Raw genomic sequence first — 19280 nt, 5'->3', positions numbered from 1 at the left:
GGCCTTCATCCGAAACCGGGTGCATCAGCACCCGGTCGTCTCAAACCGCTGTATCAGCCGGCCAGAGCCTTGGTGACGGCGCCAGCGAAGGCAGCCGACAGCGGGTTGGCGAAGGCCAGCAGCAGGCCAACGGCGACCGAGATGATGAACGCGGCGTCGATCAGGCCGGCGGTGATGAACATGCGGACCTGCAGGACCGGGATCAGTTCCGGCTGGCGGGCGGCCGACTCCAGGAACTTACCAGCCATGATGGCCAGACCCAGACCGGCGCCCAGCGCGGCCAGGCCGATCATGATGCCGACGGCAAGGGCGGTGGAGCTCTGAATCTGCGCGAAGTTGGTCAGGACGGCGAAGTACATGGTTATCTCCAGGAACTTAAGTTGCTAAGGGTGATGAAACGGATGAAGGTTGAAACGCGTTGAAGCTTGAAACTCAGTGAGCGTCTTCCGACAGGCTCAGGTACACGATCGACAGCATCATGAAGATGAAGGCCTGCAGCGGGATCACCAGCAGGTGGAACAGCATCCAGCCGAGGCCGAACACACCACCGGCAATGGCACCGAAGAAACCGGCACCACCCAGCACCCAGATCAGCAGGAACACGATTTCGCCGCCGAACATGTTGCCGAACAGTCGCATCGCCAGCGAGATCGGCTTGCTCAGCCACTCGACGATGTTGAGGATCAGGTTGAACGGCATCATCCACTTGCCGAACGGGGCCGTCAGGAATTCCTTGATGAAGCCGCCCAGGCCCTTGGACTTGAGCGCGAAGAACAGCATCAGGAAGAACACGCTGATGGCCATGCCCAGGGTGGCATTGACGTCAGCGGTCGGCACCGGCTTCCAGTAGTGCACGCCCGCCCATTCCAGCGGCTTGGCGATGAAATCGGCCGGGATCATCTTCAGCAGATTCATCAGCAGAATCCAGAAGAAGATGGTGATGGCGATCGGCGTGACCAGCTTGCTCTTGCCGTGGTAGGTGTCCTTGGCCTGGCGGTCGACGAACTCCAGGCAGATTTCAACGAAGGCCTGCCACTTGCCCGGCACGCCGGCGGTGGCCTTGCGGGTGCCCAGCCAGAACGCGACAACGATCACCAGGCCCATCAGGACCGCGGTGAGGAAGGTATCGACGTGGATATGCCAGAACATACCCTCACCCTTGCCGACCGGCGCGGTCAGGTTGTGCAGGTGATGCTGGATGTAGCTGGTAGGGGTTAGAGCCTCGCCCGCCATGTGTCCGGAACCTTCAGTTAATTGAATTCTGTCAACGCCTGGCCATCGCCAGGACCTGGAACATCAAGCCGACGGCGATACCGGCCAACAGCGCCAATGCAGGCAGCTTGAAGACCAGGAACCCCACCAGCAGGACGCCGAAAACCACGACCCACTTGGCCACGATCGCAATGATCAGGCGAGCCATCGCCGATCCTGCGGCCAGTGCCCCACCGCCCAGTGCCATCCGTGCCGCCACCCAGCCACCGGCCGAAATGGCCACACCGGACGCCAGCGCGCCGAGGGCGTATTTCGGACCTACCAGCAGGAAGGCCAGGGCCAGGACAGCCACTGCGGCCAGCGGGTAGACCGCGGCGCGCAGCATCAGTCGCCGACCCGCATCAACGGAGTTCAGCACAGGACGTCCCGCGTGGTTGCAAGTGGAGGGCTGAGGCGGCTACAGCAGGGGGGCCTCATCGAGCCGCCAAATTATAGCAATGGGACAATTTGCGAGACAACCGCTCCCTGTTCATCCCTGGAAGCCGCAAGTTGCGGTAACGGTTACATTTTTGCGTGCCACCAGGGGGACAATGACGTCCGCACCATGTTGCGACGCACTATTGAACTTTGGTCGCAGGCTGCGGAACTTTCGTCAGACATGCCGGTCCGATCATTCGACCTGCCTGCAGCATCCTCGTCGGCTCCGCCCCGCAGGTCCCACGATGGCCCCGAAGCCCGGCTCCGGGGCCATCTTTTTGCATCGTCGCGACAGCACTGAACCGTACACATGCCATGGACCATACGTTCACGCATGGTGGACGGGCCTGTCCGGCACAGTGGCCTTCATTCTGATGAACCACTGCAAGGACTCTTCGATGCGCCCCGTACCCACCCTGCTCGCCCTCTCCCTGCTCGCTGCCGGCGCCTCGTTCGCCAATGCGGCCCACGCCGCCGAAGGCGATGACCGCTTTGCCATCCGTCTGGGTGCGATGAACATCGATTCGGACAACACCCTCCGCGGCAGCACCACCGTGGCCGGCCAGGACATCTCCCTGAACCAGGACTTCAAGCTGGGTGGCAAGGAATGGGAGCCGCGCATCGACGGCATGTTCCGCATCAGCAACCGTCAGCGCCTCCTGTTCAACTACTTCAAGTACGACAAGGACCGCCGCGAGACCCTCGACCAGGGCATTTCCTTCGGCGGTGAGAACGTGCCGGCCGGCAGCTTCGTGAAGGGTGAGCTGAAGTACCAGGTGGCCAGCCTGGTCTATGACTACTCGGTGGTTGATACCGACACCTTCGACCTCGGCCTGCAGATCGGTGGCGAATACGCCAAGGTCAGCACCAAGGGCTACGCCGACCTGGGCACGGTGTACGAAGGCCAGTTCCTCGACGAGAAGGCCGATGGCGTGGCACCCGTGGTGGGCGCCCGCATGACCTTCACTCCGTCCGAGCGTTGGATGATCACGCTGCAGGGCCAGTACCTCAACACGCGCTGGGGCAGCTTCGATGACTACAAGGGCGACCTGAGCCGCGCCAATGCCATCGTCGATTACCGCTTCACCAAGAACTTCGGCGTGTTCGCCGGCTATGACTGGTTCAAGCTGGACGTGGACAAGAAGGGCAGCGACGGTACTGTCGGCCTGAAGCAGGAATTCAAGGGCCCGGTGGCCGGTATCAGCTTCGTGTTCTGATCCCCCGCCCCTTCCACGGCACCCTCTCTCCTGGCGCGGCCTCCGGAACATCGGGGCCGCGTTTTTTGTGGCATCGTCGAGCAGAGAAGCAGGTTGGTCGAGCGCGGGGGGAGAGGGGCTTGCGTGCGAATGTCCCCCGGCGCCGGCCTACGGCCGACGCCTCCTCCTTTACTTCGCACACAAGCCCCTCTCCCCCCGCGTGTCAGGAATCCGGGCGGCTTTGGCACTGGCTCTGACTATCCGCAAGCCGAGCCACTGCGCGGGTGGCGGGCATTTCGACAAAGTAAAGGAGGAGGCGACCGCCGCAGGCGGGCGACGGGGGACATTTGTCGAAATGCCTGCCACCCGCGCAGTGGCCCGGACCCTCGCGATGACAACAGCCGAAGACATTCCTGCAGCCAACAAAAAACCCCGGCAGAAACCGGGGCTTTTCGTTCGGAACGGCGCGGGCGCCTTACTTCTTCTTCGGCATGTACAGATCGGTGATCGTGCCGTCGTAGATTTCCGAGGCCATCGCCACCGACTCGCTCAGCGTCGGATGGGCATGGATGGTGTGGCCGATGTCTTCGGCTTCCGCACCCATCTCGATCGCCAGGCCGATCTCGGCCAGCAGGTCACCGGCGTGCACGCCGACGATCGCACCGCCGATGATGCGGTGGGTTTCTTCGTCGAAGATCAGCTTGGTGAAGCCCTCGGTGCGGCCGATGCCGATCGCGCGGCCACTGGCGGCCCACGGGAACTTGGCCACGCCGACCTTCAGGCCCTTGGCCTTGGCTTCGGTCTCGGTCACGCCAACCCAGGCGATTTCCGGGTTGGTATAGGCCACCGACGGAATCACGCGGGCCACCCATTCCTTCTTGTGCCCAGCAGCCACTTCGGCGGCCAGCTTGCCCTCATGCGTGGCCTTGTGGGCCAGCATCGGGTTGCCGACGATGTCGCCGATGGCAAAGATGTGCGGCACGTTGGTGCGCATCTGGCGATCAACCGGGATGAAGCCACGGTCGGTGACCTGTACGCCGGCCTTCTCGGCATCGATCTTCCTGCCGTTCGGCGAGCGACCCACGGCCACCAGCACGCGGTCGAAGGTGCCCTGCGCCAGCGCAGGCGCCTGGCCTTCCTCGGCAGCGTCGAAGGTGACGGTGATGCCCTTGGCATCGGCGGTGACGCCCGAGGCCTTGGTCTTCAGGTGCACTTCGATGCCCTGCTTCTTCAGGCGGTCGGCCAGCGGCTTGACCAGGTCCTTGTCGGCGCCCGGCATCAGCTGGTCCATGAACTCGACCACGGTGACCTTGCTGCCCAGCGCGCTGTACACGGTGGCCATTTCCAGGCCGATGATGCCACCGCCGACGACCAGCAGCGAGCCCGGCACTTCGGCCAGCTCCAGCGCGTCGGTGGAATCCATCACGCGCTTGTCGTCCCACGGGAAGTTCGGCAGCTTCACCGCCTGCGAACCGGCGGCGATGATGCACTTCTGGAAGCGCAGCAGCTGGGTGCTGCCGTCAGCAGCGGTGATTTCCAGCTCGTTGGCCGAGATGAACTTGCCGACACCCTGCACGTTGCGGACCTTGCGCTGCTTGGCCATGCCGGCCAGGCCCTTGGTCAGCTGGTTGACGACCTTTTCCTTGTACTGGCGCAGCTTGTCCAGGGTGATGGTCGGCTTGCCGAACTCGACGCCGAAATCACCGGCATGGGCCACTTCGTCGATGACCGCTGCGGCGTGCAGCAGCGCCTTGGACGGAATGCAACCCACGTTGAGGCAGACGCCGCCGAGGCTGGCGTAGCGTTCGACCAGCACCGTATCCAGACCGACGTCGGCAGCGCGGAAGGCGGCGGTGTAGCCGCCCGGGCCCGAGCCCAGCACGACCATCTCGCATTCGATGTCGGCCGGCTTGCCGCTGGACAGCGCCGGCTTCGGCGCAGCCGGTTCGGCCGGGGCGCGGTGCGACGGGGTCACCGGCGGCTTGCTGGCCGGAGCGGCTGCAGCCGGAGCCGGCGCAGCGGCCTTGGCCGGGGCTTCGGCGGCGCCTTCAGCGTCCAGCACCACGACCACGGCGCCTTCGGACAGGGTGTCGCCCAGCTTGACCTTGATTTCCTTGACCACGCCGGCAGCCGAGGACGGCACTTCCAGGGTGGCCTTGTCCGATTCCAGGGTCACCAGACCCTGGTCCTTCTTCACCGTGTCGCCGACGGCGACCAACACTTCGATCACCGGCACATCGCTGTAATCGCCGATGTCGGGAACCTTGACTTCAATCGTGGCCATGGTGGGTTTTCCTCATGCCCGCCCGGCATGGCCGGTGGGCTGTCACTGCATCTGTTCACGCGGCCGCGCCAGGGGCTGCGGCCGCACGGTGGGGGCGAAGCGGGTGCCTTACAGCAGCACGCGGCGCATGTCGGCCAGTACCTGGGACAGGTACGTGGTGAAGCGTGCGGCCAGGGCGCCGTCGATGACGCGGTGGTCGTAGCTCAGCGACAGCGGCAGCATCAGCTTCGGTGCGAATTCCTTGCCGTTCCAGACCGGCTGGATGGACGACTTGGAGACACCGAGGATGGCCACTTCCGGTGCATTGACGATCGGGGTGAACGCGGTGCCACCGATGCCGCCCAGCGAGCTGATCGAGAAGCAGCCGCCGCTCATGTCGGCCGGGCCCAGCTTGCCGTCGCGCGCCTTCTTGGCCAGTTCGCCGGTTTCCTGCGCGATCTGCACCACGCCCTTCTTGTCCACGTCGCGGATCACCGGCACGACCAGGCCGTTCGGCGTGTCGGCGGCGAAGCCGATGTGGAAGTACTTCTTCAGGGTCAGGTTTTCACCGCTGGCATCGAGCGAGGCGTTGAATTCCGGGAACTTCTTCAGCGCCGCGGCGCTGGCCTTGATCAGGAAGGCGAGCATGGTCAGCTTGATGCCGGCCTTCTCGTTCTCCTTGTTCAGCGCCACGCGCAGGCCTTCCAGGTCGGTGATGTCAGCCTGCTCGAACTGGGTGACGTGCGGGATCATCGCCCAGTTGCGGGCCAGGTTCGCACCCGAGATCTTCTTGATGCGCGACAGCGGCTGGACTTCGGTCTCGCCGAACTTGCTGAAGTCGACCTTCGGCCACGGCAGCAGGTTCAGGCCACCACCGGCAGCGGCAGCAGCACCGCCGGCAGCCGGCACGCCACCACTGAGTGCGGCCTTGACGAACTTCTGCACGTCACCCTTGGTGATGCGGCCACCCTTCTCGGTGCCGTTGATCTGCAGCAGGTCCACGCCCAGTTCGCGGGCGAACACACGCACCGCCGGGGTGGCATACGGCACCTTGGCCGGCAGCACGCCATCGGCGTTGAACTGCACCGGCGGGCTGGACGGGGTACCCGCCGAGGCGATCTCGCGGGCCGCCAGCTTGTCCGGCTGCGCCGGCACAGCGACCGGCTCGACCTTGGTGGCGGTCTCGGCGGCAGCCGGAGCGGCCGCAGCGGCAGCCTTGGTCGGCGCCGGCGCGGCAGCGCCGTCGGCTTCGATGATGGCGACCACATTGCCCTGCGACAGAGTGTCGCCGACCTTGACCTTGATCTCCTTGACCACGCCGGCCACCGACGACGGCACTTCCATGGTGGCCTTGTCGCTTTCCAGCGTGACCAGGCCCTGGTCCTTCTTGACCGTGTCGCCGACGGCGACCAGCACTTCGATGACCGGAATGCCGGAGTAGTCGCCGATGTCCGGCACCAGCGCTTCAACCGCACCACCGCTGGCAGCCGGAGCGGCCGGCGCAGCTGCGGCTGGAGCCGGCGCGCTCTGGGTAGCGGCAGCCGGGGCAGCGGCCTTGGCCGGCGCGGCAGCCGCCGGCTTGGCGGCTTCGGCTTCGCCTGCGGCCACTTCGATCAGGGCCACGACCTTGCCTTCGGACAGGCTGTCGCCGACCTTGACCTTCAGTTCCTTGACCACGCCCGCCACCGAGGACGGCACTTCCATGGTCGCCTTGTCGCTTTCCAGCGTCACCAGGCCCTGGTCCTTCTTGACCGTGTCGCCGACGGCGACAAGCACCTCGATTACCGGGATATCGCTGTAGTCACCGATATCGGGGACAAGTACTTCCTTGATTTCGGCCATGGGGATAACTCCGGCAATCTGGTGTAGGGAAACGTCTATTGTGCGGCCAGCGGGGGCCAGCGCCAACCGTTACAGGTGTTTTCAGTACGCACGCAGCCGGGACAGGCTGTTGCCCATGGGTCGCGGCCGCGACCAGTCGGTAGCGTATTGTCCGGACGATGTCCGCTTCATGTCGCCCGCGCGTCGGCCACCGGCTGCCAGGCCTGCCGCAGGCGCGGCAACGACCACGCCGCATTGGCAGGGCTGGTCGACGGCAATGCGACCAGCTTCGGCGGGGTTTCCAGCCGTGGCAGCACCCAGCGCTGGAATGCCTGCAGCGAGGCACCACCATTGCAGCCGATCAGCTTCAGCTCAGGCAGCGTGGCGATCAGTTCCGGCAGCGCATTGGCCACTTCCGTGCCACGCACGATGTCGGCATCCAGGCTGCCGCGCCGCTCGCAGCGGCCGATCACATCCCACAGGCCGATGCCCGCGGCGTTCAACGCCTGCAGCCGTTGCACATAGGGCAGAGCCGCGTCGAAACCGCAGATATCGGCCATCAGCGGCCAGAAGCGGTTGCGCGGATGCGCGTAGTAACGCTGCTCCTGGAGGGATGCCACGCCTGGCATCGAACCCAGCAGCAGCACCCTGCAATCCACGTTCACCTGCGCTTGCAGGCCGACGCACAGCGTTGCCGCGCTCACATCTTCTCCAACTGAATGAATGCCACTGACGACCAGAAACCCCATGGATACAGGCTTTTCGCGCTGATCGCTGAACAAGGAAAACTATTTTTTAACGCGCGTCGGATTCGATTCATGTTGAGGCGACTACGGTGTGCTCGCCCCGCAACCGGGGGCCCAAAACAAGAAACATTAGGAGATACCCCCATGCGCTCCATCCGTATCCTGAGTCTCGCCCTGCTGACCTCCGCCGCCTTCGCGCCGGCTGCTTTCGCCCAGGACAGCAGCTCCACCGATACCGCTTCGGGCAAGCATTTTGCCGTGGTTGGCGGCGTCGCGCTGCTGCAGCCGAAGAATGATCCGATCGACGGCATCAAGAAGGTCGATGGTGGCCCGGCGCCGACCGTCAGCTTCAGCTACTACATCAACGACAACTGGGCCGTTGAACTGTGGGGCGCCGCCGACAAGTTCGACCACAAGGTGAAGGGCCCGAACAATGCCCGCCTGGGCAACGTCGAGCAGCAGCCGGTCGCGCTGAGCGGCCAGTACCACTTCGGCCAGGCTGACAACGTGTTCCGTCCGTTCGTGGGCGTGGGCTACTACCAGTCCAGCTTCAGCAATGAAACGCTGGCCGACGGCAGCAGCTCCGACATCCGCCTCAAGGACGCCAAGGGCGTGATCGGCACCGTCGGCGTGGACATGAACATCAACTCCACCTGGTTCGCCCGTGCCGATGCCCGCTACATGCGTTCGCGTCCGGACGTGAAGGTCGGCGGCGAGAAGATCGGCGAGGCCAAGATGGATCCGTGGACCGTCGGCTTCGGCATCGGTGCCCGCTTCTGATCCAGGCAGCACCGGCTTCACTGATGTAACGCGACGGGCCCTGCGGGGCCCGTCGTCGTTTCCGTCACCCGCGTTCTGTAGAGTCGACTGTCAGTCGACTCTACGCACACACAGGACACGGAGACGCGATGGACGACGTCGACCTGCTGGTGATCGGTGGCGGCATCAACGGCGCCGGCATCGCCCGTGATGCGGCCGGCCGCGGCCTGCGGGTGCTGTTGTGCGAGCAGGATGACCTGGCCGCGCACACCTCCAGCGCCAGCAGCAAACTGATCCACGGCGGCCTGCGCTACCTTGAACAGGGCGAGTTCGGACTGGTGCGCAAGGCACTGGGTGAACGCGAAGTGGTGCGGCGCCAAGCCCCCCATCTGGTCCGTCCGTTGCGCTTCGTACTGCCATGGGAACCCCACCTGCGACCGCGCTGGATGCTGCGCGCGGGCCTGTGGCTGTATGACCATCTCGGCCGGCGCAGCCCGAGTTTTCCCGCCTCGCGCGCACTGGACCTGCAACGCGACCCGCTCGGCCCCTGGCTCTCCCCGGCGCTGCGGCAGGCCTTCAGCTACGCCGATGCGCAGGTCGATGACGCGCGGCTGGTACTGCTCAATGCGCTGGACGCCGCCCGGCGTGGCGCACGGGTACATGTGCGTAGCCGCTGCATTGAACTGCGCCCTGTGCTGGGCCGTTGGCAGGCCACGTTGGAAGCCACAGACGGCCGGCAGCAAACGGTGATCGCCCAGGCCGTTGCCAATGCAGCCGGCCCTTGGGCAGGAGGCCTGCTGGAACGTATGCAGGCGCGCGATGGCGGCCCCGCCCTGCGCCTGGTACAGGGCAGCCACATCGTGCTGCGCCGGCCCTGGCCCGACGACAGCGCCTGCCTGCTTCAGCAGCCCGATGGCCGCGTGGTGTTCCTGCTGCCGTTCGCCCACGACCACCTGCTGGTCGGCACCACCGACACCGACTACCGCGGCGACCCGGCCCGGTGCAGCGTGCTGCCTTCGGAGGTGGCTTACCTGTGCGAGGCCGCCAACCACTACCTGCGCGAGCCGATCACCCCGCAGGACGTGGTCTGGCAGTTCGCAGGGGTACGCCCGCTACTTGCCGATCCCGATCCGCGTGCAGCGAAGCTGAGCCGTGACTACCGCCTGCAGTTGCAGTCCAGCCCGGCGCCCGCGCTGCATGTGCTGGGCGGCAAGCTGACCACGTACCGCGTGCTGGCCGAAGAAGCGCTGGACCTGCTGCGCCCCGCCCTGCCGCAGATGGGACCGGCATGGACGGCAACGGGCCACCCACTGCCGGGCAGCGACTGGGGCGACGCCACGCAGGCGTGCTCGCGCCTGCAGGCACTGGCACCGTGGCTGCCCGCAGAGATGGCGCGCCGCTGGGCCGGCGCCTACGGCAGCCGCAGCGCGGAGCTGCTGCAGGGCCTGCGGGGTATGAACGATCTCGGCGAGGAGTTTGGCGGCGGCCTGCATGCCCGCGAAGTGGACTTCCTGCGCGACCACGAATGGGCCTTGAATGCCGAGGACGTGCTGTGGCGGCGGAGCAAGCTGGGGCTGCGGCTGGATGCGGCGCAGGTGGCGCGGCTGCAGGCGTGGATGGGGGGGCGGATCCCTTTCCCAGGGAAAGGGCTCTGACCCCCGTGTTGCCACGTGTGCCAACCAAGGTTGGCAGCTACCAGGGTGGCCGCGCGCGACGCGATCGATGCATTAGGATTTCCCCATCGCCACCGGAGACGCTGCATGACGCCCCGCTACGTGCTGGCCATCGACCAGGGCACCACCAGTTCGCGCGCGATCCTGTTCGACCGTGCTGGCGACATCGTCGGCAGTGCGCAGCGCGAGTTCGCGCAGATCTTCCCGCAACCCGGCTGGGTCGAGCATGACCCGCGCGAGATCCTCACCAGTGTCTATGCCACGCTGACCGAACTGCTCAGCCGCGAACAGATCGACCCGCGTCATATCGCCGCGCTGGGCATCACCAACCAGCGCGAGACCACCGTGGTCTGGGACCGCGCCACCGGCCAGCCGATCCACAATGCCATCGTCTGGCAGTCGCGGCAGAGCCATGCCATCTGCGAGCGACTGAAGTGCGACGTGCATGAGGCACTGGTCCGCGAACGCACCGGCCTGCTGATCGACGCCTATTTTTCCGCCACCAAGGTGCGCTGGATCCTCGACCACGTGGAAGGTGCGCAGCAACGCGCCGAGCGTGGCGAGCTGCTGTTCGGCACCATCGACAGCTGGCTGGTATGGAACCTCAGTGGCGGCCAGGCGCATGTGACCGACTACAGCAACGCCGCACGCACCCTGTTGTTCAACATCCACACGCTGGACTGGGATGACGACCTGCTGGCGCTGCTGGACATACCCCGCGCGATGCTGCCGCAGGTGCGCGATTCCAGCACGGTGTATGCGCACACCCGGCCACAGTTCTTCTTCGACCACCCGATCCCGATCGCCGGCATCGCCGGAGACCAGCAGGCGGCGCTGTTCGGCCAGGCCTGCTTCCAGCCGGGCATGGTCAAGAACACCTATGGCACCGGCTGCTTCATGCTGATGCACACCGGCACGCAGGCGGTGCGCTCGCGCAACGGCCTGCTGACGACCATTGCCTGGGGCCTGGACGGGCGCGTGGAATATGCACTCGAAGGCTCGATCTTCATCGCCGGCTCGGTGGTGCAGTGGCTGCGTGACGGCCTGCGCATGATCGAGCGTGCCAGCGACAGCCAGGCACTGGCTGCGCAGGTGCCGGACAGCGGCGGCGCGTATCTGGTGCCGGCATTCGTCGGCCTGGGCGCGCCCTACTGGCGCAGCGATGTGCGCGGCGCGATGTTCGGCCTGACCCGTGGCACCCGCAAGGCACACTTCGTGCGTGCCGCGCTGGAGGCGATGGCCTACCAGACCCGCGACGTGCTTGATGCGATGCAGTCCGATGCGGGCATCGCGCTGACCGAACTGCGCGCCGACGGCGGTGCGATCGGCAACGACTTCCTGGCCGGCTTCCAGGCCGACATCCTTGGGGTGCCTCTGCTGCGGCCGCGGCTGACCGAGACCACCGCGCTGGGCGCGGCCTACCTGGCCGGTCTGGCCGTCGGGTTCTGGTCCAGCCGCGAGCAGATCGCCGCGCAATGGGGCCTGGACCGGCGCTTCGAGCCACAGATGGAAGTGGCGCGGCGCGAGAAACTCTATGCAGGCTGGCAGCAGGCCGTGGCGGCCACCCTCGCCTTCCACGTCGACTGAAGGTCGTGCCGGCCGCTGGCCGGCAACCCCATGATCCTTGGCGGCGTTTGCAGATTGCCGGCCAGCGGCCGGCACGACCGCATGGCCAGAACGCCCGCAGCGCCGGTCAGAACGCCGGCAGCACCGCGCCCTTGTACCTGGTCTCGATGAAAGCCTTCACCTGCGGGCTGGTCAGGGCCTTGGCCAGCTTCTGCACGCGGGCGTCGTCCTTGTTGTCCGGCCGCGCGACCAGGAAGTTCACGTACGGCGAGTCCTTGCTCTCGATCGCCAGTGCATCCTTGGTCGGGTTGAGGCCCGCATCCAGCGCGTAGTTGGTGTTGATCAGGGCCAGGTCGACCTGGTCCAGCACGCGCGGCAGCATCGCCGAGTCCAGCTCGCGGAACTTCAGGTTCTTCGGGTTGGCGGTGATGTCACGCAGGGTCGACAGCGCGTTGGCCGGATCCTTCAGCTCGATCACGCCGGCCTTGTGCAGCAGGATCAGCGCGCGGCTGTTGTTGCTCGGGTCGTTCGGGATCACCACGTCGGCACCGTCGCGCAGCTCGGCCAGCGACTTGACCTTGCGCGAATAGGCACCGAACGGCTCGATATGCACGCCGATCACCTTCACCAGATCGGTCTTGCGATCGCGGTTGTAGGCATCCAGGTACGGCTCGGTCTGGAAGTAGTTGGCGTCCACCTGCTTCTGCACCAGCTGGTCGTTGGGCTGCACGTAGTCGTTGAACACGCGCACGTCCAGGTCCACGCCTTCCTGCTTGAGGATCGGCTTGACCACCTCAAGGATCTCGGCATGCGGCACGGCCGTGGCGGCCACCACCAGCTTCTGCGAGGGCTCGCCGGACTTGCCGCAGGCGGTCAGGGCCAGCGCAGCGGCGAGCAGGGGCAGCAACAGGGTCTTCTTCATGGGCTGAGGAGTTCTCGGGGGGAGTGTCAGGATTTTTCGTAGTTGCTCAGGGCCAGCTCGAGCAGCGCCTTGGCCTGCTCGCGCAGCATCACCGGCTCGACGATTTCGGCATCCGAGCCGTAGTGCAGCACGTCCATCAGCAGTTCGCGTGAGACGCTGTACGGCACCTTCAGTTCATAGCGGCCATCGGCCAGGAAGCGGCCCTGCTGCTTGGAGTGCCAATGCTCGTCGGCCACCCAGCGCGCGGCCTTGGCACTGAACAGGATGGTCGCCCAGCCCTTCGGCGCACCGGAGAAGATGCCGTAGCTGGCACCCAGCTGCTCGTCCAGCTCGCTGTCGGCGACGTCACGGGCAGTGCTGTCGACCACGCGCGCCTTGTGGATGCGGTCCACGGCGAAGCTGCGCAGGGCTTCGCGGTCATGGTCCCAGGCATCCAGGTACCAGTTGTCGCGGTAATGGGTCAGGCGCTGCGGCGAGACGGTGCGCTTGGTCGGCTCGTCGGTGGAACGGGCACGGTACTCGAACGCCAGCTGGCGGCGCTCCAGCACCGCCGAGGCCACGCTGCGGAAGCTGCCTTCATCGAACTTGCGGCCGCGGTGCGGGATTACCCGCACACGATCCACCGGCCAGTTGGAGACACCGGCCTGCGCAGCCAGCAGGCTCTCGATACGCTGCTGCAGCGGCGCCAGCACCGAGGACAGCACGCCGCCGCCGGTACGCGCCAGCAGGTGCTGCGAGGCCAGCAGGGCGTGCAGCTCCTCCGAGCTGAGCCACAGGCCAGGCAGTTCGAAGCGGTCGCTCTCGTCGGCCTGGTAGCGGAAGCCGGCCTCGCCGTCGCCCTCGATCGGTGCCATCAGCGCATCGCGCAGGAAGGCCAGGTCGCGGTAGACGGTGGCACGGGAACAACCGAGCTTGTCCTGCAGGGTCGCCACCGTCACCGGATAGCGCGCGGACTTGAGCAGACGATGCAGGGCGGTGATGCGTTCGTATCGGTCCATACCCCCGATTATGTCCGAGTCGCGGGTCTTGTGTGGGACGTTTGGGCTATCGTGGTCGCCCCCACCCCCATGGAATGCCCGATGCGCCGGTTGCCCGCCCTGTCCCTGCTGGCCTGCCTGCTGCTGGCTGCCTGCGATCGCGCACCGGCGCCGGCCAGGACCGAAGCCCCCGTGCCCGCGGCCGATCCGGCCCAGGCCGTACTGGGCGCCAGCCAACGCTTTGCGGCCCTGGGCAGTTTCCATGCCGAGCTGGAGGTGCTGGGCGCACCGCAGCCGGTGCGCAGCGCCATGGACTTCGTCGCCCCCGACCGCTTCCGGGTACAGACCCCGGGCGGGTCGCAGACGATCATTGGCGACACCATGTTCCTGCAGGCCGACGGTGCGATCCGCCAGGCTCCCACCCCGCCGGGCCTGCTGGAGCAGTGGCGCAATCCCTTGCCGGCCGACGCCCTGCCTGCCGAACTGCAGGCCGAAGACCTGGGCAGCCAATCGCTGGATGGAGTCGAGACCCGTCACTACCGCCTGCGCGGCGCGCAGGCCGGCGAACGCCTGGAGTACTGGGTGGACGCCCAGGGCCTGCCACGGCAGATCGTGCGCAGCGGCAGCAGCAACGGCCGCAATTTCCAGCTGCGCCTGCGCTATTCGCGCTTCAACGACCCGGCATTGCGTATCGATTTGCCCTGAATAGGCGTCCGCGGCAACGTCTGCTGAAGCGCGCCTTGGATCGATTCTGACCGCCATCACGCTTCCAGTATCATCACCGGCTGTCAACCGCTTCGGAGAAGCCCCGATGTCCCTGCGCGTGTCCCTGCTGATCCCCCTGCTGCTGTGCGCGCCGCTCGCGTATGCACAGGATGCCTCCGAACTGGCGGCGATGTCTTCGCCGTGGAGCGGCAGTGGCGGCGAGCTCGGCTTCGCCTCGGCACGCGGCAACAGCAGCACCGAGAGCTTCAACGGCCGCCTGCGCCTGCGCTACACCGACGGCGACTGGGTGCACAGCATGGACCTGGCCGGCCTGCGTTCCAGCTCCAAGGTGACCGAGACCCGCGACGACGGCACCACTACCCGCCGCAACAACACCACCGCCAACCGCTACACCGGCAGTGCCGGCAGCGCGCTGCAGCTGGGCGAGCACCGCCAGCTGACGGCCACGGTGCGTACAGAGCGCGACGACTTCGCCACCTACGACCGCCAGAGCTCGTTCGGTCTGGGTTACGGCACCCGCCTGTGGAACACCGAGCGCTTCTCGTTCGACGCGCAGATCGGCCCCGGTGTGCGCCGCACCCACAGCACCGAGGACGACCGCACCCGCACCGGCATGATCGGCCGCGGCCTGTTCGACATGAAGTACTCGCTGACCGACAACACCGACCTGGTCAACACCCTGCTGGTCGAATCCGGTTCGTACAACACCTTCGGCCAGAACGACTTCGGCGTGTCGGTGAGCATGAACGAGCACCTGGCGCTGAAGGCCGGCTGGCAGGCGCGTTACAACAGTGACGTGGCCGAGGACAAGCGCAAGACCGATACGCTGACCACGATGAACGTGGTCTACAAGTTCAAGTAAGAAACGGGCGCCAAGGGCGCCCGTTCTTCTTCCGGTGGTGCCGGCCGCTGGCCGGCAACTGCATTCAACTGGGCACGAGGTTGCCGGCCAGCGGCCGGGACTACCCGCGGTGGCTCAGACGTTCAGCAGTTCGCCGGCGCCATCGTCCAGCAGCAGCTTCGCCACGCGCTGGCCCAGGCCTTCCGGGTCATTGGCGGGGCCCACGGCTTCGGCGCGCACCGCACGGCCGTCGCTGGCGCTGCCAACCAGGCCCTGCAGGTGCAGGTCATCGCCCTGCCACTGCGCTATGGCCGCCACCGGCACGTGGCAGCTGCCATGCAACGCACGGTTCATCGCCCGCTCGGCTTCCACGCAGGCACGCGTGGCCGCGTCATCAAGCGGGGCGAACAACGCCATCAGCCGCGCATTGCCACCATCGCACTCCACCGCCACCGCGCCCTGCGCCGGGGCCGGCAACCACTGCGGCGGTTGCAGGCGCGCGACGATGCGCTCGCCCAGACCCAGACGCTCCAGGCCGGCCACGGCCAGCACGATGGCGTCGTAGCCACCGTTGTCGAGTTTGGCCAGCCGGGTGTTGACGTTACCGCGCAGGTCGAGCAGTTCCAGGTCCGGTCGCAGCGCGCGCAGCTGCGCCTGGCGACGCAGCGACGAGGTCCCGACCCGCGCACCGATCGGCAGCGCGTCCAGCGAGGCGTACAGGTTGGAGACGAAGCCATCGGCTGGATCGTGGCGGGTCAGCATCGCCGGCAGCGCGAAGGGTTCGTCCAGTTCCATCGGCACATCCTTCAGCGAGTGCACGGCGCAGTCGGCCTCACCGCGCAGCATGGCCAGCTCCAGCTCCTTCAGGAACAGGCCCTTGCCACCGATGGCGGCCAGCGAACGGTCGAGCACTTCGTCGCCGCGGGTGCTCATCGGCACCAGTTCCACATGCAAGCCGGGATGGGCCTGGCGCAGGCGGTCGGCGACGTGTTCGCTCTGCCAGAGGGCGAGCGGGCTCTTGCGGGTGGCGATGCGGACGGTTTCCATCCGGTCATTATCGCGCCTCCGGCGCGGATACGGCCAACGGCGGAGCCCCTCGTGGCTGGCGGAGGGGTCGTGAAAGCAACAGCCGCGCTTGGCCGGACGGGGTGGGGTCACGGGGGACGCCGTGAATCCGTCCGTGGAGGCTTGGCCGCGGCATCCATGCCGCGGACACCCCCGCGACCCCACCCCGCCCGGCCTCTGACAGCTTCAGTGCGCGTCAGCCACGGAAGATCAAAAGAAAAAAGCAGAAGCAAAAGCAACAGCCGACGGCTTCCGGGGTCAGATCCCTTTTCCGCAGGAAAAGGGATCTGACCCCTCTTTCCCCACCCGATAACAACAATGCCTTTGCCGTCCGACGCGGGAAAAACGAGAGGGTTGGGCCGGGGTGGGGCGGCGGGACCGTTGGCGCCATGGATGGCGCCATCGAGCTACATGGATGTACTTGCAGCGTGTCCCGCCGCCCCACCCCGGCCCAACCCAGCACGTAGAAACAACGAGCCATGACCCGCTGTTGCTGTTGCTGTTGCTGTTGATTTCATAGCAGTCGCGGCCGCAGGCCGCGCGGGACCACTCACAGATGCCGCAGTTCCTGCTTCAGCGTCGCCACGCAGCGGCGGCTGACTTCCAGCGGCTGCTTGCCATGCCGCAGCACCGCCTGCACTTGACCACCCGTGCCGCGGCGCAATTCCACCAGCTCGTGGCGCGCCACCAGGCAGTTGCGATGGATGCGGATGAAGCGGCTGGCGAACTCTTCCTCCAGCGACTTCAGCGACTCCTCGATCAGGTCCTCGCCGCGCGCATGGTGCACCACCACGTACTTCTCTTCCGCCTGCAGGTAGTGGATGTCGTCCAGCGGGATCAGCCGCAGGCTGCCACGCAGACGTGCGCACAGCATGCTGCGGGCCTGCTGCCCGCCGCTGTCCTGCGGCTGGCCGTCGCGGCCGGCCAGGAACGTGCGTGCACGTGCGATCGCTGCCGCCAGTCGCTCGGCGCGGACCGGCTTCATCAGGTAATCGATGGCCGCCGCCTCGAACGCCGACAGCGCATGCGCGTCATAAGCCGTGCAGAACACCACCGCCGGGCGCGGCTCGAAGCTGGCCAGGTGGCGGGCGGCTTCCAGGCCGTCCAGCCCGGGCATGGCGATGTCCAGCAGGACCAGGTCCGGCTGCAGCTCCGCGCACGCATGCAGGGCCTGCTCGCCGTTGCCGGCCTCGGCCACCACGTCCACCCCGTCCTGCGCCGCCAGCAGGCTGCGCAGGCGTTCTCGCGCCAGCGGTTCGTCATCGGCGATGACTACCCTCACGGTCGTCCCCTCACTGGATCGGCACTGTCACCTGGCAGGCATAGTAGCCCTCGCTCCAGCCAGCCGTCATCCGCGCGGCGGCGCCGAAGCGCCAGGCCAGCCGATGAGCGATGCTGTGCTGGGCATGGCCGGCACCACGCGCCAGCGCCAACCCCGGCGCCTGCGGATCGGGCGCGGGATTGCGCACGCGGATCTGCAGCTCGTTGCCCTCGCGCACCAGCTGCAATTCGATGGTGCCGCCTTCGGGCAGCCGCGAAATGCCATGCAGCACTGCGTTTTCCACCAGCGGCTGCAGTACCAGCCTCGGCAGTGGCAAGTCCCACGGCAGCGGCTCATCGCGCTCCCAGCGCACCTGCAGACGCTCGCCGAGGCGCAGCGACTCTATCGACAGATAGCGCTCGGCCAGCTCGCATTCGTCACGCAGGGTGGAGTCGCCCTCGCCCGCGCCCAGGGCAGCACGGAACAGATCGGACAGATCCAGCACCGCGCGTTCGGCCACCGCCGGATCGCGATGCAGCAGGCTGGCGATCAGGTTCATGCTGTTGAACAGGAAGTGCGGCCGGATCCGCGCCTGCAGCGCGTCGGCCTGGGCACGCGCGTTGGCCTGCACCTGCGCGGCCCAGCGATCGCTCACATAGAAGTAGCGCAGGGCAAGTGCGGCGATCAGTGCCGTGGTTGCCGCACTGCCCAGGGTGAAGCGCCAGAAGCTGATGCCGCGGGCGAAGTTGTCGCCCAGCACCGCGTACAGTGCATGCACGATGCCGGCACAGACCACCGCGATCAGGGTCGCCAGCACGATCGCCGCGACAGCGCCCAGCACCTGCGGCAGCCTCGACAGTGCCTGCCGCAGGAGGCACAGGCTGGCGGTCACCGCCAGCGCCAGCCACAGCGCGAAGCCGCTGGCCGACAGCAGCTCGCCGAAGGTCCAGTGGCGGCTGCCATCGGGCGCCAGCGCCAGCACCACCACCACCAGCTGGGCCAGGCCGAGCATCGCCGCCAGCCGCGGCAGCCGGCACAGTTCCGGCATCCACGGCGATGTGCTGGCCGGGGGCATGGCTCAGGCAGCGCCCAATCGTTCCTGCAGCCAGTCACCCAGCGCCTGGATCTCTTCGGCGCAGACCTGGTGGGCCATCGGATAGCTGTGCCACTCCACCTCCAGGCCCAGCGCCTGCAGGGCCTGCGCGCTGTGTACGGCCACCGCCTGCGGAATCACCGGGTCGCTGCTGCCATGGGCCATGAACGCCGGCACCTGCACCGCACCGTCAACGCGCCTGGCGCTCTCGGCTTCCGGCAGGTAAGTGGACAGTGCGATCAGGCCGGCCAGTGGCGCGGTGCGCGACAGTGCAGCGGTGAGGATGATCGCCCCGCCCTGCGAGAAGCCGGCCAGGAAGATCTTCTCCGGCGCGACGCCGCGCTCGATCTCACGTGCGATCAGCGCATCCAGCTGCAGCACCGATTCCTGCACGCCGGCCATGTCGGCACGCGAGCGGAAGTCCATCCCGACGATGTCGTACCAGCCGCGCATCGGTACGCCGTTGTTGATCGTGATCGGCCGCACCGGTGCGTGCGGGAACACGAAGCGCAGCGCCGGCCAGTGCGGACGCACCAGTTCCGGCACGATCGGCGCGAAGTCGTGGCCGTCGGCGCCAAGCCCGTGCAGCCAGATCACCGACCACTGTGGCGAGGCGCCGGTTTCCTGTTCCACCGTTTGCAGCATGATGCGGCTCCTTCAAGTTCGAGCCGCATTATGCCGC

18 protein-coding genes are annotated in these 19280 nt (G+C 66.8%); 6 read left to right on the top strand and 12 right to left on the bottom strand.

Going from position 1 to position 19280, the window contains the following annotated elements; all coding sequences use genetic code 11:
* Positions 1-53 precede the first annotated feature (53 nt).
* From atpE to AC5P5S_RS06720, 3 genes are all read right to left on the bottom strand, one after another.
* Positions 54-359 carry a F0F1 ATP synthase subunit C gene (gene atpE / locus AC5P5S_RS06730; protein WP_005411133.1) on the bottom strand — a complete coding sequence of 102 codons (306 nt, stop codon included), beginning with the start codon at positions 357-359 and terminating at the stop codon, positions 54-56.
* A gap of 73 nt (positions 360-432) precedes the next feature.
* Positions 433-1233 (bottom strand): F0F1 ATP synthase subunit A, encoded by an 801-nt coding sequence (gene atpB / locus AC5P5S_RS06725; protein WP_005411134.1) that lies wholly within the window; start codon positions 1231-1233, stop codon positions 433-435.
* 31 nt (positions 1234-1264) lie between these two features.
* On the bottom strand, positions 1265-1630 hold the full coding sequence (locus tag AC5P5S_RS06720; protein WP_006394654.1) for a hypothetical protein: 366 nt from the start codon (positions 1628-1630) through the stop codon (positions 1265-1267).
* 457 nt (positions 1631-2087) lie between these two features.
* On the opposite strand from AC5P5S_RS06720, the gene AC5P5S_RS06715 reads away from it, so the two are divergent.
* Complete coding sequence (locus AC5P5S_RS06715; RefSeq protein ID WP_032967007.1) at positions 2088-2906, top strand: hypothetical protein; 819 nt, start codon at positions 2088-2090, stop codon at positions 2904-2906.
* 454 nt (positions 2907-3360) lie between these two features.
* Here the strand turns inward: AC5P5S_RS06715 and lpdA are convergent, their stop codons facing one another.
* From lpdA to AC5P5S_RS06700, 3 genes are all read right to left on the bottom strand, one after another.
* Positions 3361-5169, bottom strand: a complete 1809-nt coding sequence (gene lpdA / locus AC5P5S_RS06710) for a dihydrolipoyl dehydrogenase (RefSeq protein ID WP_033833955.1) — start codon at positions 5167-5169, stop codon at positions 3361-3363.
* 108 nt (positions 5170-5277) lie between these two features.
* Entirely contained in the window at positions 5278-6990 is a 1713-nt protein-coding gene (gene aceF, locus AC5P5S_RS06705; protein WP_495276297.1) for a dihydrolipoyllysine-residue acetyltransferase, read from the bottom strand.
* Positions 6991-7157: 167 nt separating this feature from the next.
* Complete coding sequence (locus AC5P5S_RS06700; RefSeq protein ID WP_005411139.1) at positions 7158-7673, bottom strand: DNA-deoxyinosine glycosylase; 516 nt, start codon at positions 7671-7673, stop codon at positions 7158-7160.
* A gap of 186 nt (positions 7674-7859) precedes the next feature.
* On the opposite strand from AC5P5S_RS06700, the gene AC5P5S_RS06695 reads away from it, so the two are divergent.
* From AC5P5S_RS06695 to glpK, 3 genes are all read left to right on the top strand, one after another.
* The gene (locus tag AC5P5S_RS06695) at positions 7860-8495 is read left to right on the top strand and encodes an OmpW/AlkL family protein (RefSeq protein WP_005411140.1); all 636 of its coding nucleotides are present in this window, start codon (positions 7860-7862) and stop codon (positions 8493-8495) included.
* A 128-nt stretch (positions 8496-8623) separates the two neighbouring features.
* Positions 8624-10129 (top strand): glycerol-3-phosphate dehydrogenase, encoded by a 1506-nt coding sequence (gene glpD, locus AC5P5S_RS06690; RefSeq protein WP_062605591.1) that lies wholly within the window; start codon positions 8624-8626, stop codon positions 10127-10129.
* A gap of 105 nt (positions 10130-10234) precedes the next feature.
* Positions 10235-11734, top strand: a complete 1500-nt coding sequence (gene glpK, locus AC5P5S_RS06685) for a glycerol kinase GlpK (RefSeq protein WP_495276296.1) — start codon at positions 10235-10237, stop codon at positions 11732-11734.
* Between the two features lie 106 nt (positions 11735-11840).
* Here the strand turns inward: glpK and AC5P5S_RS06680 are convergent, their stop codons facing one another.
* Positions 11841-12635, bottom strand: coding sequence for a MetQ/NlpA family ABC transporter substrate-binding protein (locus AC5P5S_RS06680; RefSeq protein ID WP_012481327.1), 795 nt, complete (start codon positions 12633-12635; stop codon positions 11841-11843).
* 26 nt (positions 12636-12661) lie between these two features.
* Positions 12662-13633, bottom strand: a complete 972-nt coding sequence (locus AC5P5S_RS06675; protein WP_005411144.1) for a helix-turn-helix transcriptional regulator — start codon at positions 13631-13633, stop codon at positions 12662-12664.
* Between the two features lie 81 nt (positions 13634-13714).
* Here AC5P5S_RS06675 and AC5P5S_RS06670 point away from each other — a divergent pair, with 81 nt between their 5' ends.
* A complete protein-coding gene (locus AC5P5S_RS06670) occupies positions 13715-14317 on the top strand; it encodes a LolA-like protein (RefSeq protein ID WP_049397489.1) in 603 nt (200 codons plus the stop codon).
* A gap of 106 nt (positions 14318-14423) precedes the next feature.
* Positions 14424-15200 (top strand): DUF481 domain-containing protein, encoded by a 777-nt coding sequence (locus AC5P5S_RS06665; RefSeq protein ID WP_005411146.1) that lies wholly within the window; start codon positions 14424-14426, stop codon positions 15198-15200.
* Between the two features lie 114 nt (positions 15201-15314).
* On the opposite strand, the gene hemC is transcribed toward AC5P5S_RS06665, so the two are convergent.
* From hemC to AC5P5S_RS06645, 4 genes are all read right to left on the bottom strand, one after another.
* Positions 15315-16226 carry a hydroxymethylbilane synthase gene (gene hemC / locus AC5P5S_RS06660; protein ID WP_062605589.1) on the bottom strand — a complete coding sequence of 304 codons (912 nt, stop codon included), beginning with the start codon at positions 16224-16226 and terminating at the stop codon, positions 15315-15317.
* A 568-nt stretch (positions 16227-16794) separates the two neighbouring features.
* Positions 16795-17526, bottom strand: coding sequence for a LytR/AlgR family response regulator transcription factor (locus AC5P5S_RS06655; RefSeq protein ID WP_012481330.1), 732 nt, complete (start codon positions 17524-17526; stop codon positions 16795-16797).
* Positions 17527-17536: 10 nt separating this feature from the next.
* On the bottom strand, positions 17537-18580 hold the full coding sequence (locus tag AC5P5S_RS06650) for a sensor histidine kinase (RefSeq protein WP_172711697.1): 1044 nt from the start codon (positions 18578-18580) through the stop codon (positions 17537-17539).
* Positions 18581-18583: 3 nt separating this feature from the next.
* The gene (locus AC5P5S_RS06645) at positions 18584-19243 is read right to left on the bottom strand and encodes an alpha/beta hydrolase (protein ID WP_012481332.1); all 660 of its coding nucleotides are present in this window, start codon (positions 19241-19243) and stop codon (positions 18584-18586) included.
* Positions 19244-19280 lie beyond the last annotated feature (37 nt).

It is taken from the genome of Stenotrophomonas sp. YJH_SMC_54 (assembly GCF_059368435.1).
This window is presented reverse-complemented; position numbering and strand designations above follow the sequence as displayed.